Here is an 858-nt window from a genome sequence, read left to right as displayed (position 1 = left end):
GGAGCGCGCGCTGGCGTCAGCGCATGCCATCCACGCCCACCTGGTCGGCGATGCGCTGGATGCGCGCCGCGACTTCCAGCAGCCGCTGCCGGTCGGCCTCGCTCAGTATCAGGCCCCGGGCGAGATTTCCGGCGGCCACCGCCACCACCAGCGCGTCGTCGCGCAGCAGCGCGAGCGCCTCGCGGGCCGGCAGGCCGCAGGGACGCCGGCGCTGCGGGCCCTGCTGCGCCGAGGCCGGATCGTCCTGCCAGGCCCCGAGCGCCCGGGCCGCTTCCACGAAGCCTAGGCCCTGCGCGGCCATGTGGTAGGCCAGCACGTCGCCGCCACGCGCGCCGCAGCCGGCCATGCAGCAGAAACCGCCGCTGTGCAAGTTCACCCGCATGCTGTCGCTGCCGCCATGGAAGGCACAGCGTGTGGTGCGCCAGGCGCCCCGGCCCGCCAGCGCGAGGCCCTGCGACGCGAAGTACTCCTGCGGCTCGGGAAGCCGCTCGCGCAGCAGCGTCATGGTTGGCTCCCTGAACCTGGAGGGCAAGGCAGACCTGCTTGGGATAAGCGGTCGGGGAGTGCGAGGGGAACGGCCGCGGACTTCGAAGTCAGCGACGCGGGCGTGCGGCGCAACGAGGAACGAGGACATGCGAGCATGACGTGCCTTTCTGCGGGGGATGCCGCTGTGGTGGATGGATCTGTTTTGGTAGGCGCCTCGACGCACTGCTGGCGAGCGCCAGCGCGCGCGGTCCAGGGACCGCCCGGAGGCCGCAGCCGAACGCAGTGAGGACCGGGCGAGGAAGGTGGCGCAGCCTTCACCCTGGACGGCGAAGCGCGCGAGCCAGGCGTCGATCAAGAGGCGGTGCCAAGGCA

At 72.6% G+C, this 858-nt stretch carries 1 protein-coding gene; it reads right to left on the bottom strand.

The genetic code is table 11. The annotated features are described in order from the left end of the window. Window positions 1-16: 16 nt before the first annotated feature. Window positions 17-505: a CHC2 zinc finger domain-containing protein gene (locus tag ABEA07_RS19090; RefSeq protein WP_345539802.1), complete on the bottom strand. Its 489-nt coding sequence runs from the start codon at window positions 503-505 to the stop codon at window positions 17-19. Window positions 506-858: the final 353 nt, after the last annotated feature.

It is taken from the genome of Variovorax defluvii, from assembly GCF_039541515.1.
Classification (GTDB): domain Bacteria; phylum Pseudomonadota; class Gammaproteobacteria; order Burkholderiales; family Burkholderiaceae_C; genus Variovorax; species Variovorax defluvii.
This window is presented reverse-complemented; position numbering and strand designations above follow the sequence as displayed.